The sequence below is a fragment of the Kitasatospora hibisci genome, assembly GCF_043950205.1.
Taxonomy (GTDB): domain Bacteria; phylum Actinomycetota; class Actinomycetes; order Streptomycetales; family Streptomycetaceae; genus Kitasatospora; species Kitasatospora hibisci.
The window spans coordinates 6,946,466-6,968,828 of sequence record NZ_CP171642.1 but is presented as its reverse complement, the minus strand read 5'-3'; the positions used below and the strand labels follow the sequence as shown (position 1 = coordinate 6,968,828).

20 protein-coding genes, 1 tRNA gene and 3 pseudogenes are annotated in these 22,363 nt (G+C 71.4%); 8 read left to right on the top strand and 16 right to left on the bottom strand.

From position 1 onward, the window contains the following. Nucleotides 1-20: 20 nt before the first annotated feature. Both ACF9IK_RS30385 and ACF9IK_RS30380 read left to right on the top strand, forming a co-directional pair. Nucleotides 21-104: pseudogene (locus tag ACF9IK_RS30385) on the top strand (hypothetical protein); the annotation flags it as partial. A gap of 159 nt (nucleotides 105-263) precedes the next feature. Beyond that, nucleotides 264-1,061, top strand: a complete 798-nt coding sequence (locus ACF9IK_RS30380) for a tetratricopeptide repeat protein (protein ID WP_395297265.1) — start codon at nucleotides 264-266, stop codon at nucleotides 1,059-1,061. A 26-nt stretch (nucleotides 1,062-1,087) separates the two neighbouring features. On the opposite strand, the gene ACF9IK_RS30375 is transcribed toward ACF9IK_RS30380, so the two are convergent. After that, nucleotides 1,088-1,543 (bottom strand): hypothetical protein, encoded by a 456-nt coding sequence (locus ACF9IK_RS30375; protein ID WP_395297264.1) that lies wholly within the window; start codon nucleotides 1,541-1,543, stop codon nucleotides 1,088-1,090. A 324-nt stretch (nucleotides 1,544-1,867) separates the two neighbouring features. On the opposite strand from ACF9IK_RS30375, the gene ACF9IK_RS30370 reads away from it, so the two are divergent. Further along, a complete protein-coding gene (locus ACF9IK_RS30370) occupies nucleotides 1,868-3,361 on the top strand; it encodes a hypothetical protein (protein ID WP_395297263.1) in 1,494 nt (497 codons plus the stop codon). Here the strand turns inward: ACF9IK_RS30370 and ACF9IK_RS30365 are convergent. Continuing rightward, nucleotides 3,298-4,292 (bottom strand): annotated as a pseudogene (locus tag ACF9IK_RS30365) (IS5 family transposase). The gene ACF9IK_RS30370 and the pseudogene ACF9IK_RS30365 sit on opposite strands and share 64 nt — an antisense overlap. A gap of 78 nt (nucleotides 4,293-4,370) precedes the next feature. On the opposite strand from ACF9IK_RS30365, the gene ACF9IK_RS30360 reads away from it, so the two are divergent. Together ACF9IK_RS30360 and ACF9IK_RS30355 are read left to right on the top strand one after the other, a co-directional pair. After that, the gene (locus ACF9IK_RS30360) at nucleotides 4,371-5,933 is read left to right on the top strand and encodes a tetratricopeptide repeat protein (protein WP_395297262.1); all 1,563 of its coding nucleotides are present in this window, start codon (nucleotides 4,371-4,373) and stop codon (nucleotides 5,931-5,933) included. A 253-nt stretch (nucleotides 5,934-6,186) separates the two neighbouring features. Continuing rightward, entirely contained in the window at nucleotides 6,187-7,344 is a 1,158-nt protein-coding gene (locus tag ACF9IK_RS30355; protein ID WP_395297261.1) for an IS701 family transposase, read from the top strand. Nucleotides 7,345-7,537: 193 nt separating this feature from the next. Here ACF9IK_RS30355 and ACF9IK_RS30350 read toward each other — a convergent pair whose 3' ends face one another. After that, on the bottom strand, nucleotides 7,538-7,927 hold the full coding sequence (locus ACF9IK_RS30350; RefSeq protein WP_395297260.1) for a hypothetical protein: 390 nt from the start codon (nucleotides 7,925-7,927) through the stop codon (nucleotides 7,538-7,540). 110 nt (nucleotides 7,928-8,037) lie between these two features. Continuing rightward, a complete protein-coding gene (locus ACF9IK_RS30345) occupies nucleotides 8,038-8,883 on the bottom strand; it encodes a hypothetical protein (protein WP_395297259.1) in 846 nt (281 codons plus the stop codon). Between the two features lie 104 nt (nucleotides 8,884-8,987). On the opposite strand from ACF9IK_RS30345, the gene ACF9IK_RS30340 reads away from it, so the two are divergent. After that, nucleotides 8,988-9,064, top strand: a tRNA-Met gene (locus tag ACF9IK_RS30340). Between the two features lie 55 nt (nucleotides 9,065-9,119). Here ACF9IK_RS30340 and ACF9IK_RS30335 read toward each other — a convergent pair. The 12 genes and pseudogenes from ACF9IK_RS30335 to ACF9IK_RS30280 all read right to left on the bottom strand — a co-directional run bounded on the left by ACF9IK_RS30335 (nucleotide 9,120) and on the right by ACF9IK_RS30280 (nucleotide 19,623). Beyond that, complete coding sequence (locus ACF9IK_RS30335; RefSeq protein ID WP_395297258.1) at nucleotides 9,120-10,112, bottom strand: ATP-grasp domain-containing protein; 993 nt, start codon at nucleotides 10,110-10,112, stop codon at nucleotides 9,120-9,122. Nucleotides 10,113-10,382: 270 nt separating this feature from the next. After that, on the bottom strand, nucleotides 10,383-11,306 hold the full coding sequence (locus tag ACF9IK_RS30330; protein ID WP_395297257.1) for a GNAT family N-acetyltransferase: 924 nt from the start codon (nucleotides 11,304-11,306) through the stop codon (nucleotides 10,383-10,385). 257 nt (nucleotides 11,307-11,563) lie between these two features. Beyond that, nucleotides 11,564-12,850, bottom strand: coding sequence for an MFS transporter (locus ACF9IK_RS30325; RefSeq protein WP_395297256.1), 1,287 nt, complete (start codon nucleotides 12,848-12,850; stop codon nucleotides 11,564-11,566). Nucleotides 12,851-12,939: 89 nt separating this feature from the next. Then, nucleotides 12,940-14,568 (bottom strand): relaxase/mobilization nuclease domain-containing protein, encoded by a 1,629-nt coding sequence (locus ACF9IK_RS30320; protein ID WP_395297255.1) that lies wholly within the window; start codon nucleotides 14,566-14,568, stop codon nucleotides 12,940-12,942. A gap of 92 nt (nucleotides 14,569-14,660) precedes the next feature. Further along, nucleotides 14,661-15,104 (bottom strand): plasmid mobilization relaxosome protein MobC, encoded by a 444-nt coding sequence (gene mobC, locus ACF9IK_RS30315; protein ID WP_395297254.1) that lies wholly within the window; start codon nucleotides 15,102-15,104, stop codon nucleotides 14,661-14,663. Between the two features lie 257 nt (nucleotides 15,105-15,361). Next, nucleotides 15,362-15,595, bottom strand: a complete 234-nt coding sequence (locus tag ACF9IK_RS30310; RefSeq protein WP_395297253.1) for a hypothetical protein — start codon at nucleotides 15,593-15,595, stop codon at nucleotides 15,362-15,364. Nucleotides 15,596-15,643: 48 nt separating this feature from the next. Next, a complete protein-coding gene (locus tag ACF9IK_RS30305; RefSeq protein WP_395298801.1) occupies nucleotides 15,644-15,817 on the bottom strand; it encodes a hypothetical protein in 174 nt (57 codons plus the stop codon). An 834-nt stretch (nucleotides 15,818-16,651) separates the two neighbouring features. Continuing rightward, nucleotides 16,652-16,918: pseudogene (locus ACF9IK_RS30300) on the bottom strand (DUF2637 domain-containing protein); the annotation flags it as partial. Further along, nucleotides 16,915-17,484 (bottom strand): WhiB family transcriptional regulator, encoded by a 570-nt coding sequence (locus ACF9IK_RS30295; RefSeq protein ID WP_395297252.1) that lies wholly within the window; start codon nucleotides 17,482-17,484, stop codon nucleotides 16,915-16,917. The gene ACF9IK_RS30295 and the pseudogene ACF9IK_RS30300, both read right to left, overlap by 4 nt. A 95-nt stretch (nucleotides 17,485-17,579) precedes the next feature. Beyond that, nucleotides 17,580-18,278 (bottom strand): ATP-binding protein, encoded by a 699-nt coding sequence (locus ACF9IK_RS30290; RefSeq protein WP_395297251.1) that lies wholly within the window; start codon nucleotides 18,276-18,278, stop codon nucleotides 17,580-17,582. Beyond that, nucleotides 18,278-19,270, bottom strand: coding sequence for a hypothetical protein (locus ACF9IK_RS30285; RefSeq protein WP_395297250.1), 993 nt, complete (start codon nucleotides 19,268-19,270; stop codon nucleotides 18,278-18,280). Before ACF9IK_RS30285 ends, ACF9IK_RS30290 begins: the two co-directional genes overlap by 1 nt. Further along, nucleotides 19,270-19,623, bottom strand: coding sequence for a hypothetical protein (locus ACF9IK_RS30280; protein WP_395297249.1), 354 nt, complete (start codon nucleotides 19,621-19,623; stop codon nucleotides 19,270-19,272). The genes ACF9IK_RS30285 and ACF9IK_RS30280 overlap by 1 nt, the downstream gene beginning before the upstream one ends. A gap of 778 nt (nucleotides 19,624-20,401) precedes the next feature. Between ACF9IK_RS30280 and ACF9IK_RS30275 the strand changes: the two genes are divergently transcribed. Together ACF9IK_RS30275 and ACF9IK_RS30270 are read left to right on the top strand one after the other, a co-directional pair. Then, a complete protein-coding gene (locus ACF9IK_RS30275; RefSeq protein WP_395297248.1) occupies nucleotides 20,402-21,349 on the top strand; it encodes a quinone oxidoreductase family protein in 948 nt (315 codons plus the stop codon). Nucleotides 21,350-21,456: 107 nt separating this feature from the next. Continuing rightward, entirely contained in the window at nucleotides 21,457-22,308 is an 852-nt protein-coding gene (locus tag ACF9IK_RS30270; RefSeq protein ID WP_395297247.1) for an IclR family transcriptional regulator, read from the top strand. Nucleotides 22,309-22,363: the final 55 nt, after the last annotated feature.

The window sequence follows — 22,363 nt, the reverse complement described above, 5'->3', positions numbered from 1 at the left end:
CGAACCCGACAACCGTCACGATAAGCACCGTTGCAGTACTAGCCGCGGCGGCGCTGAGCAACCTGGTCCACGGCCTGCTGGAGGTCGGCCGTCTCACGGACGCCGCGGACGCCGCCCGGGAGGCAGTAGAGCTGTACACCCGGCTCGCCGGGATCGATCCGGCCGAGCACCGGCCCGGCCTCGCCCGCGCGCTGGTCAACTTCGGGATCGCGCTGTCCAAGCTGGGCCGCCGGGCCGACTCCGTCGACGCCGGCCACGCCGCAGTGCGGGTCTTCCGGGAACTGGCCGCCGCCGACCCCGACCAGTACGAACCCGAGCTGGCGACGTCGCTGGTCACCGTCGCCAACCACCTGTGGAGCCAGGGCGAGAGCGCGAAGGCCTGCACCCACGCCGCCATCGCGGCGGCCATCCGCCGCCGGCTGGCCCGGGCCAACCCGGACGCTTTCCGGCGCGCCCTCGCCAGTTCGCTGACCGGGCTGGGCGTCTACCTGTGGGCGGCGGGCCAACGCGCCGAGGCGCTGGAGGCCAGCCAGGAGGCGGTGGCCCACTGGCGCGAACTGGCGGCGGCCAACCCCGCCCTGTACGAGGACTTCCTCGCCCCCGCGCTGTCCAACCTCGGCAACCGGCTCGGCGCCCTCGAACGGCCGGGCGCGGCCCTGGCCGCCGCCGACGAAGCCGTAGACATCTGCCGCAGGCAGGCGGCGAGCGGCAAAGAAGTCAACCAGGACGGCCTCGGCACGGCGCTGAATAACCTCGGCAACCGGCTCGCCGCGGTGGGCCGCACCGAGGACGCCCTGCGGATGTCCGGAGCCGCCATGGACATCTACCGGACGCTGGCCGCAGAACACCCGTCGGCGTACCGCGCTGACCTGGCCCGCGCGCTCGCCAACCACGCCCTCCACCAGGCCCAGATCGGCTTCGTCCACAAGGGGTTGGAGCTGACCAGCGAAGCCATCGCGATCCAGCAGGAGCTGGCGGCGGCGAACCCCGCAGCGTTCACCGCCGACCTGCGGAAATTCGAGGACATCCGCGACGTGCTGCGCTCGGAGCTCCCCGGCTGAGCGGCCCGGACGTCAGCCGACGGGCCTCACCCCGTGGCCCCGACTGGGTCGCCGCCCGCTTCCTTCCCCTCGTGATAGATCAGGTTCCCGCCCTGGACGCCGAAGGCCCGCCCGTTGTCCTTGGCGACGATCGACTGCCGGTAGACGCGGCTGCTCGCCTCCTTGGGCAGGGCCGGTGTCAGCACCTCGTCCAGGATCCGCTGCAGTTCCTCCGCGAGATCCGGCTGCCGGCGGAGCAGCTCGGACAGCCGCCGCTGCCAGTCCGCGGCGAGCGCGTCCTGCAGGCCCTCGTCGCCCTCCGCCTGAGCCCCCAGCACCTCCTGCCGCAGCTCGACCAGGTCCTCGCTGAGCTGATCGGCGCGGTCCGGACGGAAGCGGCGCCACAGGGCGACCACCCCGTTGTGCACCTGCTGCCAGGCGTCGGTGGCCACCGCGCCGACGAGTGACGAGCCCGCGACGGCCGCGAGCGTAGCTGGATCCATGAACGTCCCTCTCCCGTCGCTCCGCCAGCCCGCCGACCTGCGGCCGAGCCCTCGGAGCACCCCCGGGTGCCGCGCACCCGCTCGGGGCGATCCTGCCCCTCCCCGCGCCACTGGCAAACCCGGCGGATCTGCCGTCCAACGCCGGAGCCCCACAGCCCGAAACCACCCGGGATCCCGCCCATCGGACTACCCCAATGGCCTAGCATGGCAGAGTTGTTGGGGGTATGACCGGACGGCCCGCCCCGAAGCGTTCGCAGAGTCGGAGGCGGTCCTGCCGGAGATCGGGAACCAGAAGCCGACGGCGCCCGGCGCCGGTGATCTCGGATGACCAAGCCGGAGCAGATACCGGAACCGGGGTCGATGCCGATGCCGGAGACCGTCCAGAACGTGTACGCCTTCGGCGGGTTCGCCTACGGCGCGGTCGCCGCCGACGTGCACGTCCACGGCGACGGACGCCCGGTGTACCTGCTGGAGGAGTACCGTCCGGCCCCCGCGATCCCGGACCCCGGCTGGGTAAGTCGGCCCAGCCGACTGCTCGACGCCCGCAGCGCGGTCGTGCCATTCACCGGCCGCGAGGCCGAACTGCGCGACCTGGAAGGCTGGCTCGATGGCGAAGGTGACGGCGACAACGACGGCCCGGTCCTGGGCGTGCGGTGGCTGTACGGGCCGGGCGGTCGGGGCAAGAGCCGGCTGGCCGACCACTTCGCCTCGGCGTCCACCGCGCGCGGCTGGAAGACCGTGGTGGCCAGGCACGGCAGCGGAGTGTCCTGGCAGTCGCAGGGCAGCCACGACGCGCGCCCCGGCGACCGTACGGGGTTGCTGGTGCTGGTCGACTACGCCGACCGTTGGCCGCTGCGCGACCTGACCTGGCTGTTTGCTAACAGCCTGTTCCCAAACAGCCTCGGCCAGGGCGTCCCGGTGCGAGTGCTGATGCTCGCCCGCTCCGTCGGCCCCTGGCCCGCGGTGCGGGGCGTGCTCGGTGACCGCGCCGTCGCCTCCGCGATGGAGCTGGAGGCAGTGCCGGACACGCCGGGCGCCCGCGAGCGGGTGTTCGCCGCAGCCCGAGCCCGTTTCGCCGAGCTGTACGGGCTGCGGCCGCCGCACCCGTTGCACCGGCCGCCGGAAGCCGACCCTGCCGCCCTGCCGCTGCCGCCCGACCACCCGGACTCGGGGCTCACCCTCACCCTGCACATGGCCGCCTTGGTTGCGGTCGACGCGCTGGCCCACGGTCGACGGCCGCCGGCCGATCCGGTCGCGCTGTCGTCTTACCTGCTGCACCGGGAGCGCGAGCACTGGCAGCGGCTGAGCGAGAACGGCGCGGGCGGCGCCGGTGCCACACCCGAGGCGCTGGCTGGCGCCGCGTTCGTCGCGGCGCTGACCGGCCCGACGGACTGGGACCGCGGCGCCGAGGCGCTGGCCAGGGCCCGGCTCGCCGACGGTCCGGCCGCCGCCCGCTCCCTACTGGGCGACCACGCGCGCTACTACCCACCGCTCGACCCCGCGACAGTGCTCGAACCCCTCTACCCCGACCGGCTCGCCGAGGACTTCGTCGCACTCAGCCTCCCCGGCCACGGCGTCGCCGGCTACCAGGCAGACCCGTGGGCGGCGGCCGTCCCGGCGGCGCTCCTGACCGACGATCAGGCCCCCGCCTACGCGCCGCGGGCGATGGCGTTCCTGGCAGCGGCAGCCGAGCGCTGGCCGCACGTCCGCACCACGGTCTTCCACCCACTGCTAGGGCCTGTTCCAAGTTCGGATCATTCGGGTTTGAGGCTGCGGAGCCAGATGACGGCACCGCGCAGGTGGAGTCCGGCGAGGTAGCTGGCGGGGGTCTTGTCATAGCGCGTGGCCAGGCCCCGCCACTCCTTGATCTTGTTGATGCAGCGTTCGACGGTGCTGCGCTCCTTGTAGAGCTCCTGATCGTGGGCAACGGGGCGACCGCCGCGTGAACCCCGCTTCTTACGATTGGCGGCCTGGTCGGCCTTCTCCGGGATGACCGCCCTGATCCGGCGGCGGCGCAGGTAGTTGCGGTTGGCGCGGGAGGAGTAGGCCTTGTCGCCGGCTATCGCGTCGGGTCGGGTGCGGGGTCGGCCGACCGGGACGCGGACCTTGATTCGCTCGACCACCTCGATGAAGCGCGGGCTGTCAGCAGACTGTCCGGGCGTGAGGACGAACGACAGTGGCCGGCAGCGGCGCTCGGCCGCGAGGTGGGTCTTGGTGGTCAGCCCACCGCGCGAGCGGCCCAGTTCGGCCGCCCGTAGCCGGGCTCTACGGCGCCGGCGGACACGGCGGCGTTCCTCACGTGCCGGGTCGTCGACAGGGGGTGCCGCCTCCGCTAACGAGGCATTTTGCCCCTTTCGCGAAGCCCCTTTTCCTCCGCGACGGCCTTCTCCAGCTCCTCCAGGAGCGCGGAGTCGACGACCATACCGGCCGCGTGGTGGTGTGCGCGGGCGACTGTGGAGTCCACGCTGACCAGGCTGAGATCGACCTGCCCCCGAGCGGCGGCCTCGGCGATCATCCCGTCCATCAGCGTCTGGAAGGTGCCCGACAGCGCCCAGAGCTGGAACCGGCCATAGACGGTCGACCAGGAGCCGTAGCGTTCAGGGATGTCACGCCACGGACTCCCGGTCCGAAACCGCCACATCACCGCGTTGAAGTGCCTGCGCAGGTCCGGGATCGGGCCGCGCTCGCCCAACGGCAGAAACGGCTCCACCAACTCCCACTCGGCATCAGTCAGATCACCACGCGTCACGCCGAACTTCTACCAGGACGCAACCGCCGAGCGTCCGGAAACGGCGAAACCGAAGATCTGAACTTGAAACAGGCCCTAGTGTCGGAGCCCAGGCTGGCCCTGCCGACCCACCACACGCCCCTCGCGGCGGACGACCTGTCCGACGTCCTCGGCACCCAGAGCACCGCGGACTTCATCACCGGCTCGCTGGACATCATGGACAGCCAGTCGATGGAGGGGATCCGGCCGGAGCGCGCCTGGGACTACGCCTACTACGCCGTTCACCTGCACAGCCGCCGCCTGGCCGAAGCCCCGGACGCACACACCCGGGCGCAGCTCCACCTCAGCCTCGCGACCCGCCTCGCCAGGATCGGCCGCCACCAGGAAGCGGTCGCCTTCAGCACCGAGGCCGTCGCCCGCCACCGCCACCTGGACCTGGACCCGGCCGACCTGTCCGGGACCATGGACCTCACCGACGCGCTGGCCGAGCTAGCCCGCAACCTGGCCGGCGCCGGCCGCGGCGTCGAGGCCGTCGTGGCCTCCGCCGAGGCGGTCGCGCGGTGGCGCGCCCACGCCGTGCCCCCACTCACCAACGGGCTGGTCGCACAGTCGCTGGCCGTCCACGGCGCCCTGCTCTGGGGGATCGGACACCGGGACGAGGCGGCGCGGACCGCCGAGGAGGCCACCGGCCTGTACCGCTCGCACGTCGACGGCGTCCTCGCGGACGCCAAACCCGGCAAGTGGGTTTCCCGGGTGCGTTTCGCCGCAGCCCTGAGCGCTCTGGCGACCATGCTGCACGCGAGCGGCCGGGAACAGCAGGCCCTCGAAGCGGCCGAGGAGGCCGTGGACGTCCTCCGCCGGCTGCCGCCGATGATCCTCGCCCAGCACCGGGACGACTACGCCCACGCGCTGGTCGTCCTCGGCCGCGGACTGCTGCACGCGCGGCGGGTCGCGGAGGCCCTGGCGCCGGCCCGGGAGGCCGTCGAGATCCACCGGCGACTGGCGGCGACCACCCCAGACGTCCACGAACCGCACCTCGCCGCCGCCCTGCTCGTCCTCACCGAGTGCCTGGACGACCCCCGGGAGGCCCTGGCCCCCGCCGAGGAGGCCCTCGGGATGTTCCGGCGGCTGGCCGCGGCGCGGCCCGCCGACTTCACATCCGCGCTGGCAGACGCACGGGACCTGGTACGGCTGCGCACAGAACAGGCCGAACAGGCCCGGACCCCCCAGCCTCCCGCGCCACCACCGCCGCTCGATGCCGAAGCGGTGCTCCTCGCGACTGGGGAGCACCCCGCCACCGGCCCGTTCGAACAGCGGGTCGCCCACCTGGTCGGACTCTGGGACGCTGATGGGAGAACCAATCAGTGGCTGGCCACCGGTACGGCGTTCTTCATCCTGAACTGCTGGTCGATGGCCCCCAGCCGGCGCCGCTCCCCGCAGCTGGCCTCCCTCGCCCTCCGAGACTACGTCGCGGCGTGCCGGACCGTCGCTGGCGGCGACCGTGGCTGGGACGCGGTGCTGCGCCAACATGCTGACTGCCCAGGGTGCGGCCAAAGTTGGCAGCTGGAGAACCTCCAGGTGTGCACCGGGTGCTCGCGCTACACCTGCTACGAATGCCAAGGGGTGGACCACCGCGGGGAGTTCTGCGAGGTCGTGGGCTGACTGACGCCTCCCGACCACCAGTCCGAGCGCCTCACAACCCGTTGGGGACGACGCCTTGAACTCCACGACCCGGTCGTCTCACTCGCCTGCGCCCTCAACTGCCAGAGACGGTCCGACAAACCGCCGCCGCGGTCGTGTGACGAGCTCTTACTGGGCGTTTCGTCCTTGGCTCCGGAGCCAAGGACGAAACGCCCAGTTAGTACTGCAACGGTGCTTATCGTGACGGTTGTCGGGTTCGCTCGTTGGACCGTTCATGGGTGGGGACATATCCGAGGTCGATGCTCGCCGCTGGTCGGACGGGCTTGCCGGGTTGCATGAGCGGTTTGCCCGCCGGTTCGCGCGGAGCGAATCGCGTGAGTCGGCACTGGCGTACATGCGGGGTCTGCTGGCGCCGTTGGAGCGCAAGAACGGGTGGACGGTGGCCGAGGAGGCCGGTCACGGCGGTCCGGACCGGATCCAGCGGTTGCTGAACCGCATCGACTGGGACGCCGACGGGGTGCTCGACGATGTGCGTGAGTACGTGGTCGAGCACCTGGGGGATCCCGGCGGCGTGCTGATCGTGGACGACACCGGGTTCCTGAAGAAGGGCGTGCGGTCGGCCGGCGTCCAAAGGCAATACTCCGGCACCGCCGGCCGCACCGAGAACTGCCAGGTCGGCGTCTTCCTCGCCTACTCCGGCAAGCTGGGCCGGACCCTGATCGACCGGGCGCTCTACCTGCCGAAGTCCTGGACCGACGACCGCGAGCGCTGCCGGGCCGCAGGTATCGGCGACGAGGTCGAGTTCGCCACCAAGGTCCAGCTCGCGAGAGCGATGGTCCGCCGCGCGATCGACGACGGGATTCCGTTCCGCTGGGTGACCGCGGATGCCGGCTACGGCTACAGCAAGGGCTGGCGCTACGAGTTGGAGCAGGCCGACGTCTTCCATGTCGTGGCCACCACCAGCCATGACACCGTCGTCACCCGGCGGGCCATGGACCACCGGCTCCACGACCTGATCGCAGACCTGCCCCGGCAGAAGTGGAAGCGTCGCTCCTGCGGCGACGGGGCACACGGCCCCTGGATCTACGACTGGGCCCGCGTGGAGGTCCGCCCCTGGCACCGCCCCGACCGCAAGCACTGGGTGCTGGCCCGCCGCAGCATCGGCGATCCCACAAAGCTTGCCTACTACATCGCCTACGCGCCCGCCGAGGCCACCCTGAACGAGTTGATCTCCGTCGCGGGCGCCCGCTGGGCCATCGAGGAGTGCTTCCAGAGCGCGAAAGGCCAATGCGGCCTGGACGACTACCAGGTCCGCCGCCACCAGGGCTGGTACCGGCACATCACCCTCGCCATGGCCGCCCACGCCTACCTCACCGTCCTGCGGGCCCAGCAGCTCGAAAAGCGGCCGGATCCCCTCGAACGCCAGACCTGATACCACTCACCGTCCCCGAGATCCGCCGGCTGGTCACCCAGCTCACCCGACCTGCCCGCCGCAGCATCGATCACGTCCTGCACTGGTCCCGATGGCGCCGCAGACGCCAACAGCAGGCCCGCACCAGCCACTACAAACGACGAGGCCACAGCCCAAGACCTGAAGCCTCATCACCGTAAGCACCGTTGCAGTACTATTCGGCGAAGTACACGCCTCGGAAGAGGCCGTCGAAGCCGAGGCCGCGGTACATCTCCTCGAAGGAGTCCCACTCGCGCTCCTCGAAGCTGTCGTCCCGGGTCTCGGTGACGTGGTGGGCTTCCAGGTCCGGCTCGCGCCATTCGTGGGCGCAGCGGCATCGCACGAACACCAGGTTGGGGTTCGTGTGGCTGCGGTTGGGGCGGACGTGGATGAGGAGCCAGTCACGGGTCGCCTGGCACTGGGCACAGGAGATGAGCATGCCGCGGGGGCTCAGCGGGCCGGGGTGCGGGATGGCCAGGGTGTCGGGGACGGGCTCGGCAGGCTGCGGCTCCTGGCCGTAGCGGAACTGGGTGAAGCGGGACATGTCGTCGTTGCCGTCGGACATGGTGAGGGAGCCCCCAACTCTCGTGATGTATGAGAGGAAAGGTCTATTATGTTGGTCTTTATTCCCGATTTGTCCGGATTTTGGGGTGACCTGCGTCACCGGACGGTGGGTCAGCGGCGTTGCACGAGGAGGGCCTCGGCGCTCACCAGGCGGTCGTGCAGATCGCGGGCCTGCGGGTGGGAGGTGGAGGCCAGGGCGAGGCCGGCTGCCGTGATCGCCGCGATGGTGCGCTCGGCCACGTCGTGACGCAGCTGCGCCTGGTCGCCGGGCAGGTTGAGCGACAGCCACACTCGTAGATCTGCGCCCGGTGAGAGGAGGACTTGGCCATCCGGTGGCGCGTGGGTGATCCCCGCCGCGGTCAGGGCCTGGTCGGCTTCGGCGCGCACGGCCAGGGCCCGGGCGAGGTCGACGGCCCGGGCTGCGGCGTAGATCGCGGTGTGGAGCTGCCGTGTCGCAGTTTCGGCGGCGGGCACCGAAATGGTGAACGGGCCCATGGTGACGGTGTCGGCGGCCGGGTCGTAGCCGAAGCTCCAGAAGTCGCGCGCCACTTCCCGCTCGGTGGATCCGTTCTTGCGTGCGGTGGCCTGGGCGCCTCTGCCGGTGCCTCGGGCCCAGTCCTCGAAGTGGGTCAGGCCGTCGCGGATTTCCTTGATGCCCGGCAGCGCCGTTTCGAATTGCTCCTGGGCCTTGGCGAGTTCGTCGCCGACCGCCGGGTCGATGCCGAGGTCGGCGAGGGCGATCTGCTCCAGCTTGACGGCCATCAGCATCTGGCGCAGCGCGACCACGAGCGTGCGGGCGTCGATCTGCGCGGAGTCGAAGAAGCCCACGTGGGATGCCTGTTCGCGCATGCGTCCGGTGGTCAGGGCGACGGTGGCCTTCCACCAGTTCGCCTCGGACAAGGCGATCGAGTACGGGTTGTCGGCCGGGGACCAGTCGTCGGCGGGCAGTTCGCTCATGCATGAATGGTCGCGCTGGTCGCGGTGCCCTCGCAGGTATTTTCCCAGCCGGGTTAATGCGTTTCCCGTTGTCGCAGTGGGTGGCGTAGAGTCATCTTCACCGACGCGGGGTGGAGCAGCTCGGTAGCTCGCTGGGCTCATAACCCAGAGGTCGCAGGTTCAAATCCTGTCCCCGCTACCACGAAGGCCCGGGTCCAGAACGCAGAGCGTTCCGGACCCGGGCCTTGTTCGTTAGGTCAGTTGACGGTGATGTCGAGGTGGCTGGCGGCGTCGGCGAGGTGCTGGAGGCAGCGCTCGGCGGTGGTGTCGCGGGCGACGATGTGGGCGATGCGGGCGATGCCGAGGTCGCCGGCCGGTGGCAGGGCGACACGGTCTCCGGTTTGCTTCTCCCAGACCAGGCGTTCCAGCCACGGCTGCTCGCGCAAGGCGGGGTCCGCCGCCGCGTGGGTGAGGCGTCCGTCGGCGGGGGCGTAGGCCATGTGGATGGCTGCGGCCCGGCGGCGGGTGGGGGCGAGGTCGGGCTGCAGGCCGAGGGCGATGTCGGCGGCGGCGAGCGGCAGGTCGATGCCGGTGGCCTCCCGGACCAGGTGCGGGATCAGGTCACCGCCGAGTCGGCCGTTGACCTCGATCAGGCGGGGGGTGCTGCCGCCGTCGGTCAGGCGCATCTCGACGTGGGAGACGCCGTTGGCGAAGCCGACGGCGTGCAGGGCCTGGATGGCGACCGGTCCGGCGAGGGCGAGAAGCGGATCGCCCGCTTCGACGCTGTGGCCGATCTCCTCGAAATGGGGCGGCGCTCCGAGCTGCTTGCGGGTGACGGCGACGGGGGTGGTGGTGCCGCGTACGGTGACGCACTCGACGGAGATCTCCGGGCCGTCGAGGTATTCCTCAACGAGGACGCCGAAGCGGTGGCCAGCGGCGCGGGCGGCGGCCTGGGTGTAGGCGTGGGCGAGGTCGGTGGCGGTGTCCGCCCGGCTCACCCCGATACTGCCGGCCGCCGCTGCCGGCTTCACGACGACGGGGTATCCGATGTTCTCGGCAGCGGCGCGGGCCTGGTCGAGGGAGTCGACGCGGATGCTGGCGGCAGAGGGGACGCCGAAGGCGGCGAACGCTTCCCGGCTCGCGGCCTTGTTGCGGCAGGCGTGAGCGGTGGCCACCGAGTTGCCGAAAGTGCCGAAGGCGTTGGCCAGGTACGCGGCGCTGTGCTGGGCGTACTCGTCCCAGGTCAGCACTCCGGCGATGTGATGGTCCTGGGCCAGGCGCTCGGCGGCGGGAAGGGCCTGGTCGGGGTCGCGGGTGTCGGTGATCTGATGGTCGGCGATGTAGGGCAGCTGCCAGGTCGGGTGCTCGGGCGTGAGGAGGACGACGCGGTGGCGGTCGGCAATCTGCTCGAGCGCGTAGCGGCGGTACTGCTCGTCGCCGGAGGAGACGAGCAGGAGGGTGGGGATCGTGCGGGTCAGGAGGTGGTCCTTCCAAGGGGTGCGGGTAGTGCCGGCGTGGTGCTACCAGGGCAGGTGGGGGTGATGGTGCAAGGCCTGTTCGCCGAGGCGGCGGGAGAGGTTGGTGAGGGCTTCGGCGGTGGTGCCGGCGTTGTTGGGCAGGTGGACGACGGTGCGCAGGACCTGCGGGTGGTAGCCGAGGCGCTTCTTGGCCTGGTAGTTGGCGCGGCCGGCGTCGATGCGGTGGGCGCCCTGCTCCATGGCCCAGCGGGGTGCCTCGGTCATCAGCCAGGTGTAGGCGTGGCGGCCGAGGGGGTGCTGGTAGTCGATGCCGCTGGCCCACAGGTAGAGGCAGCGGTTGTGGAGGAAGGCGTACATGCCGCCGACGAGGTGCCCATGGTGGCGGGCAGCGAGGAGGACGGCTCCGGGGACCTGGGCGAGGTGCTCGAACATGTCGGGCCCGTAGAGGGCGGTGCCGTGGCGCTCGGCGGTGCCGATGGCGAGCCTGGTGAACTCCGGCAGGTGGGGCAGCATCTGGTAGCTGGTCAGCGGGTCGAGGGTCAGGCCGGCCTGGGTGGCGCGGCGCCACTGGCGACGGATGTCGCGGCGGTGGCTGGCGGGGGTGTCGGCCCACCAGTGGTCGAGGCTCGGGTCTGTGGGGAGGTCGCGCAGGTGGGCGACGTCGGTGGCCAAGTTGAGGACGCGGGCGGCGCCCTGGTGGCGGCCGGCGGCGGTGAGTCGGTCGGCCTGGTCGGTGCTGAGGCCGGAGTAGACGACGGCGTGGGCACCGTACTCGTCGGCCAGGTCGAGGCCCGCGCGGGTGGCCAACTGGGCGAGCGGGGCAGTGGCGGCTCCGGCACCGCCGTACTGGCCGTGGGGGCTGCCGGAGTACAGGATCGGGCCGAGCCATATGGGCGGGACGCCCGCGTCGGTTTCCTGGCTGGCCCAGTAGGGGCAGCCGCGGGCCGGGATGAGGAAGTACGGCACCGTCTCGGAGCGGTCGGCGTCGAGGTCCGTGACGCGGACGTGTCGGCGGGCGTCGATCTGCTCGGTGGTGAGCTTCTCCCAGGCCGCGGTCCAGGCGCGGGTACGGGAGGGGTGGCGTGCGGGATGGCTGTCCTGGGGTGCGTCGGCGATGGTGTCGTACCAGGTGCCGACGGCGCGGGCGCGCTCGTGGTGGGGGTCGCTGGTGGTGGTGTGGGTGATGGGGTTCCTCCAGGATGGGGGCGGGTGTTGGCGGCCGGTCAGGCCGCCTTCAGCAGCTGCTCACTGTCGTCGGTGTTCGCCCAGGCGGCGCGGTGGGCGCGCAGGCCGCGGAAGCAGGCGAAGGTGCCGGCCGAGGCCGCCAGCCCGGTTACCGCGACCAGCAGCGGCAGGTGGCCTGCGGGCCATAGCGCGACGAGTAGCCCGGCGAGCGGTAGCGGGGCGAGGACGAGCAGCACGGTGGTGGCGAGGGTGGCGGCGAACGCCCGCTCGGGGATGAGGCGGGCGCGGGCGGTGCGCAGGACCACGGTTACCGCGCCTTCGCCTGCCATCAGTAGCCCGACGGCGGCGGCGTAGAGGGTGAGGGTGGGGGCGAGGGCGCTGGCGAGGGTGGCGGTGCACATGGCGGCGGCCGAGGCGGTACCGACGGTGAGCAGGCCCCAGCGGTCGATGGCGCGGTGGGCGAGGGCGACGGCGGCCAGCGAGAGGGCGGCGGCGATGCTCCAGACCGCGCCGACGGCGGCGCTGGAGTGGTGCAGGGTGCGGGTGACGGTGACGGGCGCGGAGACCTGCAGCAGGCCGCTGGCCAGGTTGACGCAGGCCAGCGCGCCGACCAGCCAGGCCAGGGCGGGGGTGCGGCGCAGGGTGCCCATGCCGGTGGCGAGGCTGGCCAGCGGGTGGCGGGCGATGGGGTCGGAGACGATGTGCAGGTGCGGGCGGTGGGTGCGCACGCTCGCGGCGACGGTGGCGGTGACCGTGGAGAGGATCGCGACGGCGGCCAGCAGCAGCGCGGGACCGGCAAGCAGTAGCAGGCCGCCGATCATGGGGCCGATCAGGAGCGCTGCCTGGTCGGTTCCGGTGAGGACGGACTGCACGCGGTGTGCGCGCTCGCCGGCACGGCGGCTGGCCTCGGCGCCCACCGCCTCGTTGGCGAGGAAGGCGGCCTCGCCGAGCATGCCAGCCGTGACGCCGAACAGCAGGACCAGCCACGGTCCGGCTCCCGCGGCCAGGCCCACCATGGTGGCGAGTGCGGCGCCGGCGCGCAGCAGGCTCGTGGCCAGGACGGCGACGCGGGGACTGTGCCGGTCGATGATCGGGCCGGCGCCCGCGATGGCGGCAAGGCGCGGCACCCACTCCAGCAGGAAGGCGAGTCCGGCCCAGCCTGGGGAGTGGGTGAGGGTGAGGACGAGCAGCGGGACGGCGTACATGACCACGGCGGCGGCCAGGGAATCGGTAGCGCGCAGGACGTAGCAGCGCAGCAGCCAGTCGCGCTCGGCCGCGCTGGGAACGTGGTGCCGTCGGCGTCCGGCGTCGGTCGGGCGGGGCATGCGGTATCTCCTGCTTGGGCGGGGATGGGCGGAAGGTTGGGTTGGTACGGCCGCCGACGGAGCCCTGGTGGCATCCGTCGGCGGCCGGGTCAGCGGCGCCGGCGCGGGTCGGCGGCAGCAGGTGTGGCCGGAGCCGTCGTGGCGGCGGTGCGGCCGGGGCGCCCGGTCCCGGCGGCGGGGTGGGGCAGTTTGGCGATGTGCCGAACGCGCCACGTCAGCACGGCGGTGACCGAGTCAGCGGTGTCCAGCTCTCGCCAGGAGCGGGCGCGCGCCAGGAGGGCCTGCGGGTCGTGCCCGGCAGCCTCGGCCTCCGCCAGAGCAGCGGCCAGAGCGTCGAACTCCGGCTCGGCGAGCAGCTGCCGCCCGGCATCGCCCGGCACCGCCCGGCGCAGGGCCTGCTCCTGACGCTCGCGCACCGACTTGGGCAGCTGTCGGCCGCGCTCGCGCAGAGCGGCCATCGGCTGGGCGGCGGCCTGCCGATAGGCGGCGCGCAGGTGGTCGGCCGCCACGCGGGCGGCGGCGGCCTGCTGGCGGTGGCCCTGCTCGACGTGCCAGCGGCTTGCCGCGATCACCAGCAGGATCAGCACAGACAGCACCGTCGCTGCGGCTTCACCGTCCGGGCCCCTGTTGCTCGAGTAGCCACCGGACAGCACCGCGCGGGCGGCGGCCCGCACGGTGCGGGAGTTGGCGTTCGCGGCGCGCACGTGCGAGCGCGAGGCGCGCTCGTACGCCCGGGCGGCGGCCAGTAGCTCCTGCTTCTGTGCGGGCAGGGCCGTGGCGACCAGCGCGTCGAGCACCTCCCCGGTCGACTGGAACACTCCGGCAGCGTGCTCGGGCTCGCCATCGAGCACGTCGATGGCGTCGACGACCGTGTCCGCTGCTTGGAGACGGGCCGTGGCGGCCGGCGAGCGGCGGCCAGCCGGTGTCCGCCCGCCGCCTGTGCCGGCAGCGGGGCGGGCGTCCGTCTCCCGGTCTGCGGCCGGCAGCGCGAGGCGCTTGCGGATCTTCGGCAAGGTCAGGTCGGGGGCGAGCTTGTAGCCGCCGAACCACACCGGCTCACCCGTGGCATCACGTTCTCCGACCAGGGCCACGCTGTAGCCGAGGGTGTCGCCCGAGGGGCCCACCTTGCGATTGACCAGGACACCTGCCGTCTCCAGCCGGGCAAAGAACTCGGCTTCGCTTGCCGCACCGGCCAGGGCCTGGCGGACCGCGTCGCGCAGCTGCTGCCTGCTCGTGTCCGGCTGGGACAGCCGCTGAGCCTTGTGCTTCTCACGGTTGGTCGGCTCCTTCGCCGCCGTGCCGTCGCCGGGGTTGAGCTGACGCAGCCCCCACTCCTTCTCGATCTTTCGGCACTCGGCCTGGGCCCGGTTGAAGTCGTTCTCGATGTCGGCCTTGAGCAGATCGCCGCGCACGATGGTGGCCACGACGTGGACATGGTCCGTGGCGTGCCGCACTGCGACCCACCGGCAACCGTCCAGATCACCATCCGGCGCGATACCGGCAGCGGCGACGACACGGCGCGCCGCCTCCGCCCATTCCTCGTCGCTGAGCAGCCGGTCGCCAGGAGCGGTCCGCAACGAGCAATGCCACACGTGCTTCTTCAGCCGCCGTTGGGAGCCGCGCTGATCGACCCTCAAATCCAGCACCGACTGGAGCTGCTTGAGGGACGCATTCGGATCACGGCCCGGGTCGGGGGCGAAGCCGTCCCAACTGGCCACGAGGTGCGGGTCGGTGTGCTCGTCCCGCCGTCCGGGGCCATAGAGGTAGGCCAGCAGGCCGTACGTCTTCGATCCGCGGGTGATGTTCGGGATCAGGGCTTCTTCCGATCGTTGAGAAGGCCGGCCGCCGCAATGTCGATGGTCGCGATGGTGCTGCGGACCGCCGTCAACGCCGCGACCAGGTCAGCCGGGTGCGGGAGTCCGCCGGAGTTGAGCTCCCGCGCGATCTGGTTGACGTTGTTGCCGACGCGAGCGGTCTGCCGTCGCGCAGCGGCGAGCTCGTCGATCGCACGGTCGAGCTGATCGTCGGGATCGCGAGCGGCGTCAGGTCGGGATGCGGCGTTGAGTGCAGCGCTCGCGATGAAGCGCGCTACGGTCTCGGCCCGCTCGGCAGCGGCGCGGCGGATCTGGGCTTCTTCGTCAACGCTCACACGGAGCGTCAACACGCGCTGGCGCTGCTGCGGCTCGTGGAAGCGGCGGCGCGGGCGGCGCGCGACGGTCGGCTCGTCGGCGTCGGCGGGCTCGGCGGTGGTCATCTTGGGCTGTTCCTGTTGGTTGTTGCCCGCCGATGCCCCCTGGCTGCGGCGAGCCGTGTGTCGAGGTCGAGCGCCCCCGCTCGACCTCGACACACGGGCTCCCCCGCCCCTTGGGCGGGGGCGAGCCCTTGGAGTGTCCGATAGGACACTCCAAGGGGATAGCTCGCTCCGCCGTAGGCGGCAACTCACCTGGGATCAGACGCGGTTGGCGGCTGGAGACGGGACCGAACGACCAGGGGCTGACGGGGATCGTGCGGTCAGAAGTCGTCGTCGCTGGCCAGACCCCGGGCGGCGAAGGCCGCGATCAGGTGGTCCATCACCAGCTCCTCCGTCTGCTCGCTGCTGAGGATCTCGAGCGCTCCGCCGACGGTCCGCCGCACCTTCCAGCGGCCGTCGCCCAGCGGTTCGGCGCTGTGGAGGTGGTGGTGGCGGGCGAGGACGGCTACGAAGTCGGCCACGATGTCGCGGTCAGCCAGCACGGTGGTGCTCATGAAGTGCTCCGTTGGGTGAAGGAGGGAGAGGTAAGGGGCATGCCGGGTTCACCGGCGCTGTGGCGGTGGCCTGTCGGTGCGCAGGGCTTGGAGGATCTCCGGGATCCGGTCGTTCGACACGGTGAGCCCCTGGGCGCGGATACCGTCGCCGACCACCTTGCGGGTGATCCGGCCGGCCTCTGCTGCGGCGCGTCGGCCGGCCGTCAGCAGGGCTGGGTCCAAAGGCTCCGGCTTCCGACCACCAGCGTCCACCGGGCCGCGCCCGCCGGACGGACTACCGGCATCCGCCGGACCGCCGGGCCGAGGATCCGGACCACTGCCGTCGACCGGACCGCCAGACCGACCACCCGCCTCGGACGGACCAACGGACCGAGGGCCCGGACCACCAGCGTCCACCGGACCGCGTCCGCCGGACGGACTACCGGCATCCGCCGGACCGCCGGGCCGAGGATCCGGACCACTGCCGTCGACCGGACCGCCAGACCGACCACCCGCCTCGGACGGACCAACGGACCGAGGATCCGGACCACTGCCGTCGACCGGACCGCCAGACCGACCACCCGCCTCGGACGGACCAACGGACCGAGGGCCCGGACCGTCCAGGTTGTGCTGAGTCCTGCGCAGAATCCGTGTGGCGATTCGGTCCCTCAAGCGGGAGCCCTGGCGGTGCGCGGCGAGCTTCTCGCCGGCGGTTCTGGGCCTGGCCTTCTCGGTGCCGGCCGTGAGTTCCGCCCGCCCGGAACGGGTTTCGCTGAGTGCGGGGACCGCCTGAGCAGTGTTTGTCGGTGTTTCGATGGCAAGCGGCTGGGCGGGCTCGTCCGAGCGACCGAGTGCCATGGACTGGGGTGTGGCGAGCGAGGGTTGGGAGGTACTGGTGTCGGCGTCCCTCTGAGCCGCCCCGTGGCGGGTGACGATAATGCCGAGGTGAACCGCGCCGGCGAGAGCGATGGGAGCGATGGTGCTCAGTGCTCCGACAGCCGCGTTCCCCAGGCGCAGTTCGCTGGCAAGGCCGACGGTCTGCTCGTTGAGACGGACCGCATGCAAAGCGTTGGCCCAGATGCTGGTGCCGGTGGCACCGGAGAAGAGGGTCCAGGCGTAGGCGCGGGCGGTCCAGGGGGCCTCGCGCAGAAGGACCAAGGCGCGGACGCCATAGGCGATGAAGCCATCGACGACAACCGGCCACGCGTAGGTGAGCTCGCCTCGGACGTGGATCGCCTGCGCCATCTGTTGCAACGCGTCGTACGAAAGCGAGAAGCCAAAGACCCCGAGCAGGCCGATCGCTGCAACGTCCCACCGGGAGACCTTTGGCCGGCGGGGGATCACGCGGCCACCGCCGGGGTGGTCGCGGCAGCCCGGCGCAGTTCCGCAGCAAGGGCGATCTCCTCGCTCCGCATAGACAGCGGGATGACATCGAGCTGGGTGGTCGCCTTGCGGCGCCTCTTCATGGCGGCCTTGTAGCCGATGCCCAGAGCCGCGGCCCAGATGTCGATCGGGATGCCGGCGTCGATGGCCACGCGGACCACGGCCCGCTTCTCGGATTCGGTCAGCCGTGGCCGGTGGGTGCCGACCAGGGCGGCGCGGACGCGGTCGACGTCGACACGGCCGCCCTCCAGGTACTCGACGATCTCGCACAGCTGATCCTCGGTCAGGCCGCCGCGGATGCCGTCCCGCACTCCGCTCTCGATGGCGTCGTTCAGGCACTGCCGTCGTACCGGGCATTGCCCGCACAGCGCGAGCGCCTGGCGGTGGTCGGCGCGGGGATCGCCGAAGAAGATCTCCGGATCCGGCGTGCCGGCGCAGGCGGCCTTGAGGCGCCAGCGCGGGGAGCCGCGCTCCAGCTGGATGTGGGCGTCTTGGAGTTCGTTGATGGCGTTGATGGCGGTGTTCATTCGGGGATGTCTCCGGGCGCGCCTGAGTGCGTGGGCGCGTGGGCAGGGCGGCTCCCGGGGGCGGCTGGGCCGGCCCCGTACGGGATCGCGGGAGATTAGAAGGAGGGGGCGCTGCGCCGGTCGGGGCCGGCGAGGACGGCCTTGTGGCACATCTGGCGCAGGCGGCTGGCGGTGCGGTCGCCGAGCAGGCCGGACAGTTCGGCCGGGGTGATGTTGCTGGTGAGGATGGTCGGCAGCTGCTGCTCGTAGCGCCAGTTGATCAACCTGTAGGTGGTCTCCTCGGTGAACTCGCTCGCGCGGCCGGCACCGAGGTCGTCGATCAGCAGCAGCGGCGTCCGCTCCAGCTCGCGCATCTCGCGCTCCGGGTCGGCACCGGGGCGCGGACGCATCGCGGCGTGCAGACTCACCGAGGTGACCGCCTGCCAGCGCAGCCGGACGCCAGCACCCAGGAGTGCCCGGATCGCGCCGTAGGCCTGGTACGTCTTCCCCGTGCCGGTTTCGCCGAGCAGAAGCAGGGAGTGCGCTCGGGCGATGCCGAGCTGCCCTTCCGGACCGCGGCGGGCGGCCTGCTTGACGTGCTCGACCCACGCGAGCACCTGCGGGTCGTCGGCCACCGCGTGCTGATACAGCGGCGGGATGCGGCTGGCTGCCAGCTCCAGGGCGTCCTGGTTGGGCTGCGGTGCGGTGGTCTGCTCGGGCACGCCGATCACCGACGGATCGACGCCGAGTCGGGCGAATCGGTCGACGATGCTCTGCAGGGTAGCGCTGGCACGTCGCGGGTCGCGGCTGGCCATCACAGATCCCCGGCGTAGGCGGCGGCCCCGGCGACCGGGTTGGTCCACGCCTGGTACGGCGCTCCCGACCGGGGACTGCGAGCGGTGAGCGCCTCCTGCACGAACGATTCCAGGGCGCTTGGCCCCTTCGGGTTCTGCGCGAGCAGCCGCAGGCCGACCCGCACCTGCTCCACGCTGTAGCCGGCGGCAAGCAGCTGGTGGATTTCCCGGCCGAGGTGCCCGCGGAACCGCTGGGTGGGCTGCTGCGGGCAGCTGCGCACGTACTCGGCGACGAGAGCGTTGGCTCCGGTGGTGTGCGGGTGCATCGCGGCGACCTGCTCGGTCGAGGGCTCTTCCGGCGAGAGAGGCTGGGCGGGCGCGGCGCAGCCGCCCCCCGGAGGGGTAGATCCAGGATCCGTGATCCTGGATCCGTTCTTGGAAGGTGTCGTGGAGGGTGTCGTGGAGTCCTCCGGGCACGGCTCCTGGTGGTCGAGGTCAGTGATGTCGGACCCGAGCTGGGCGGTGGTGTCGGCGGTCTGCGTGATGGTCGTGGGGTACTGCTCCGGGTGACTCTCCGCGGTCTTCCTGCGGCTCCGCTTGCCGGGGACCGACTTGTCGGCGTCGGCTTCCTGGGTCTGGTGCAGCGGGCAGGGTGCCAGACGGGACTGGCTGGGCTTGTCGATGCGCTGGTGCTTGTTGAAGTTCGTGACGTGGAGGAGCTCCTCGCCCTCGTCGGCCGGGTTGACGTACCGGCACACCAGCCCGGCCTCGGTGAGCTGCCGCAGGTCTTCCTCGACGCGTTCGGAGGTGTGGACACTGCCGTCCCAGCTCTTCTTGCGCTTCCAGATCAAGCCGCGGACGATGCCGGCATCGTCGATGTGCCGGCCCTTGTCGTCGACGAAGTTGAGCAGGTAGATGAAGGTCCGCTCGGCCGTCAGCGAGACCTCGGCGAGCTTGGGGTCGCGGGCCATCTCGGGCTTGTGGGTGCGGATGCGCCCGTCGTGGGTGGCCATCACGCCGCCTTCGCGATGTCGCTGGCCAGGGTGATGCGCCCGGTGGCGAGGTCAAGGTCGTGCTGGTGGCGCCAGTCGAGACCAGGCAGGTCGCAGGCCACCCAGCGGGCCAGGGCCTCGTCGAGTGCGGCGGGAAGCTCGACCGCCGCGCCGTCCGGGCCGTAGGCGCGGGCCAGCCACAGATTGTCGGGCTCGGACACGGTGATCCGCACGATCTCGGCCGCCGGGGCCGCGCCGCGGAGACTGTCCGTGACGATGCGGATGGTGCGCTCGGAGACGCCGACGGGCGTGCCAAGGCTCTGTGGTGCGGGCAGACTTCCTGCCGCTCCCTCTGTACGCCGAAGCGTAGGCATGATTCACTACTCCCAGTGTGGTAGCAGGTCGGCCAGGCTCGTCGAAAAGGCAGGCCACCTGCGGTTGTGTTGCACGACACACACGATTACGACCGGCGCTTGGAGTTCCCGCTCCAAGCGCCGTCGTGCTTCCGCCCTAGTGCTGACCACCGGGACGCGGGCGAAGGCCGAAGCCGACCGCTGCCCTGCGTTAAGGCCAGCCGTTGTCGAGCGCCGTCCGACCCTTCCCGGGGCGGGACGATGTCACCGTTCGTGCAGGGCAAGCTCGGCCGGTTCCTTCACCGGCCGTGACGGCTGCGGTCCCGCGACCGTCGGGGCGCTGCGCGATCCACGCTGGGACCGGCCAGAGCTCCTTGTTCGCCATCGAAATGTGACCCTCCATCAAATGGGCGGCACAGGTCTGCGCCGCGAGAAAGACAATAGGTATCCGGATGGATACCGGTCAACGAATTCAAGCAATCTACGCGCATAGCGTGGGCCATTCTTCAGAGGCTGGAAAACGATCATGCAAGGAGGGGTGATTCACCCTCAGCAGCGGCGATGGTAGTCAAAATCTTGACCACCACCTGCATCGTTCACAGTGAGCAACATCCCGATTTCGGCCACTCAGAGTAACGTGACAGAGAACACTCCGTAAGCGATCTTGAGGCTTCGCCCCCCGATACCCCTATATGCGCGATCGAAGGCGCAGGTTTCGCAACGGGTATATTCCTTGCCCGAAGCTCCCCGACCAGGGGACCCAAGAAACCGCCCAAGCAATAACCGGGGTTGAAACCAAATGCGCGCCATTGCAGTGAGAGAGTTCGGCGGACCCGAGGTCCTGGAACTGTGCGAGATGCCCGAGCCCGAGATCAAGCCCGGCCGACTTCGCCTGCGCACTCTCCTGGCCGGCGTGAACTACGCGGACATCCACCTGCGGGAAGGCACCTACCCCGCCCCGATGCCGGCCCCCTTCATCCCTGGCAACGAGGTCCTCGGCGAGGCCGAGGACGGACGCCGCTATGTGTCCCTCGGCCGCGGCGGCGGCTACGCGGAGATCAATGCCGCCCACCGCAAGCTCACCTTCGAGGTCCCGGACGGCGTCGACGACCACGCCGCGGTGGCGCTCATGCTCCAGGGCAACACGGCCTGGCACCTCCTGCACACCGACCTGCGGCTGACCGCCAAGGACACACTGTTGGTTCCCGCAGCCGCTGGCGGCGTCGGCTCCCTGGCTGTCCAACTGGCCAAGCGCGTCGGGGCGAAGGTCGTGGCCATGGCCAGCACCGAGGCCAAGCGTCAGACCGCCCTCGACCTTGGCGCCGATGCTGTCGTCGACTCCTCCACTGTCGAGGGCCTCACCGAGCGGATTCTGGAGGCCGCCGGCGGGTACGTCAGCGCGGCCATGGAGATGACCGGCGGTCAGGTGCTGCACGAGACCCTGGACGCCCTCACCCCGCGAGGCCGCATGTCCGTCTTCGGCGCGGTCACCGGCGTCGACGGGCTCGTCCCGATCACCCAGCTTGTCGCCGGCTCCAAGAGCATCACCGGGTTCTGGCTGCCCAGCCTCTACCCGTCGCGTACCCACCTCAACGACTCGATGACCGCCTTGTTCACCGCCGTGCAGGAAGGCTGGCTCAAGCCCCTCACCGGCCCGGTCTACAAGCTCGGCCAGGCCCGCCAGGCCCACCACGACCTCGCCGCCCGGCTCACCTCCGGCAAGGTCGTCCTCGACGTGCGCAACTGACCCCCGCAGTCACCAACCTCCCCGCCGGCCCGCATCAGGGCCGGGCCGGCGGCATCCGCAGTCGCGTCCCAGGAAAGCGCGACACACCCTCTGGGGGGCACACCGAAATGAAGATCAGCACCGCGCGCGAGGACGCCGTTCCCGCGCAGCGCCAGAGCAGCGAGCCGCCCGCCAAGTCCGCCTCGCTCGCCGCCCGCGCCTACGCCGTCCAGCAGGCGTTCACCCAGCTCCCCGACGACGTCCACGCCCTGCGGGACATCGCCCGCGTGGCTGGACTACCCGAAGCCACCGCCCACCGCATCCTGCAGACCGGGGTCGACACTGGCGTCTTCGAACAGGTGGGCCGGGGCACGTACCGGCTCGGCACCGGCACCGCTCGAGCCGGGGTCCAGGCAATGACCCGCACCCCGGGTGCCGCGAGCACACACACGTACCTCGTCCGTCTCCACCAGGCCACCGGCGGCCTCGCGCTCCTCTATGTGCTCAGCGCCTTCGGCGGCGCGAAGCGGCTGTGCACCGACTACGAGATCGGCGGCATGGACCCAGCCGAGGTCGGCATGACCGCGGAGGATGTCGTCTCGGTCTCCCGGTCGCTGCGCACGGGAGCATCCGGCCGCGCCATCCTCGCGTACCTGCGCCAGGACGTTCGGGACCAGGTCCTGGCCGAGGAGGTACCGCCGACCGCCGGTCCGGGCGTCATCCGCGACAACGACCAGTTGGCCGCCTCTCTCCTCGCCATCCGTGAACGCGGCTTCGCCATCGGCCGCCAGGAGTGCATGGCCGGGTGGGACTCCGTCGCCGCCCCGGTCTTCTGGCGCGACCAGGTCATGGGCTCCGTCCTGCTGCTCAAGCCGAGCAGCACGATGCCGGCCGACCTGCGCCCGCTCATCCACCACACCCTGCGGACCGCGAAGGACATCAGCGACCTGACCGCCACCCCGCTTGGTGCCCGGCTGTAGCCCACCAGCAATACCGAGCCCGGCCGTCCCGCAACACCCTGCGGGACGGCCGCCC

Bases quoted from the DNA above. Each gene is read 5' to 3' on its own strand.
- ACF9IK_RS30290 (WP_395297251.1), bottom strand. From the start codon at position 18,278: ATGGCCAGCCGCGACCCGCGACGTGCCAGCGCTACCCTGCAGAGCATC.
- ACF9IK_RS30345 (WP_395297259.1), bottom strand. From the start codon at position 8,883: ATGAGCGAACTGCCCGCCGACGACTGGTCCCCGGCCGACAACCCGTAC.
- ACF9IK_RS30355 (WP_395297261.1), top strand. From the start codon at position 6,187: ATGGGTGGGGACATATCCGAGGTCGATGCTCGCCGCTGGTCGGACGGG.
- ACF9IK_RS30350 (WP_395297260.1), bottom strand. From the start codon at position 7,927: ATGTCCGACGGCAACGACGACATGTCCCGCTTCACCCAGTTCCGCTAC.
- mobC (WP_395297254.1), bottom strand. From the start codon at position 15,104: ATGACCACCGCCGAGCCCGCCGACGCCGACGAGCCGACCGTCGCGCGC.
- ACF9IK_RS30375 (WP_395297264.1), bottom strand. From the start codon at position 1,543: ATGGATCCAGCTACGCTCGCGGCCGTCGCGGGCTCGTCACTCGTCGGC.
- ACF9IK_RS30285 (WP_395297250.1), bottom strand. From the start codon at position 19,270: ATGGCCACCCACGACGGGCGCATCCGCACCCACAAGCCCGAGATGGCC.
- ACF9IK_RS30275 (WP_395297248.1), top strand. From the start codon at position 20,402: ATGCGCGCCATTGCAGTGAGAGAGTTCGGCGGACCCGAGGTCCTGGAA.
- ACF9IK_RS30370 (WP_395297263.1), top strand. From the start codon at position 1,868: ATGACCAAGCCGGAGCAGATACCGGAACCGGGGTCGATGCCGATGCCG.
- ACF9IK_RS30280 (WP_395297249.1), bottom strand. From the start codon at position 19,623: ATGCCTACGCTTCGGCGTACAGAGGGAGCGGCAGGAAGTCTGCCCGCA.
- ACF9IK_RS30310 (WP_395297253.1), bottom strand. From the start codon at position 15,595: ATGAGCACCACCGTGCTGGCTGACCGCGACATCGTGGCCGACTTCGTA.
- ACF9IK_RS30295 (WP_395297252.1), bottom strand. From the start codon at position 17,484: ATGAACACCGCCATCAACGCCATCAACGAACTCCAAGACGCCCACATC.
- ACF9IK_RS30325 (WP_395297256.1), bottom strand. From the start codon at position 12,850: ATGCCCCGCCCGACCGACGCCGGACGCCGACGGCACCACGTTCCCAGC.
- ACF9IK_RS30270 (WP_395297247.1), top strand. From the start codon at position 21,457: ATGAAGATCAGCACCGCGCGCGAGGACGCCGTTCCCGCGCAGCGCCAG.